At 69.4% G+C, this 998-nt stretch carries 1 protein-coding gene; it reads left to right on the top strand.

Features of this window, described 5'->3' with window-relative positions; all coding sequences use genetic code 11:
* Positions 1-998 (top strand): GTP 3',8-cyclase MoaA (moaA, locus tag KF708C_RS34100; protein ID WP_059416314.1); only part of this gene is annotated, 998 nt, incomplete at both ends.

Genomic DNA, 998 nt, shown 5'->3' with positions numbered 1-998 from the left:
CCGCTGCACGACCTGCGCATCTCCGTCACCGACCGCTGCAACTTCCGCTGCGTCTACTGCATGCCCAAGGAAGTCTTCGACAAGGACTACACCTTCCTGCCCCACTCCGCGCTGCTCAGCTTCGAGGAAATCGAGCGCGCCGCCCGCCTCTTCGTCGCGCATGGCGTCGAGAAGATCCGCCTGACCGGCGGCGAGCCGCTGCTGCGCAAGAACATCGAGAAGCTCGTCGAGATGCTCGCCCGCATCGAGACCCCTGCCGGCAAGCCGCTCGACCTCACCCTCACCACCAACGCCTCCCTGCTCGCGCGCAAGGCCCGCGCCCTGCGCGACGCCGGCCTGACCCGCGTGAGCGTGAGCCTGGACGCCATCGACGACGCCACCTTCCGCCGCATGAACGACGTCGACTTCGCCGTGGCCGACGTGCTCGACGGCATCGAGACCGCCCAGGCCGCCGGCCTGGCGCCGATCAAGGTCAACATGGTGGTCAAGCGCGGCACCAACGATGCCGAGATCGTGCCGATGGCGGCGCATTTCCGCGGCAGCGGCATCATCGTGCGCTTCATCGAGTTCATGGACGTGGGCGCCAGCAACCACTGGCGCATGGACGAGGTGCTGCCCTCGGCCGAGGTGGTGCGCCGCATCCACGAAGCCTTCCCGCTCGACGCCGTGGCCGCCAACTACAGCGGCGAGACCGCCGAGCGCTGGCGCTACCGCGACGGCGCCGGCGAGATCGGCGTGATCTCCAGCGTGACGCGCGCGTTCTGCGGCGACTGCAGCCGCATCCGGCTGTCGACCGAAGGCAAGCTCTACCTGTGCCTGTTCGCCACCGAGGGCCACGACCTGCGCGCGCTGCTGCGCGGCCCGCACAGCGACCTGGAGATCGCCAACGCCATCGCGCGGGTCTGGCAGGCCCGCACCGACCATTACTCCGAGCAGCGCGGCGACCCCGCCGTGCGGCACGCGCGCGCCGACAGCAAGATCGAGATGTCCTATATCGG

Source organism: Cupriavidus basilensis, from assembly GCF_000876015.1.
In the GTDB taxonomy this organism is placed as follows: Bacteria; Pseudomonadota; Gammaproteobacteria; order Burkholderiales; family Burkholderiaceae; genus Cupriavidus; species Cupriavidus basilensis_B.
This window is presented reverse-complemented; position numbering and strand designations above follow the sequence as displayed.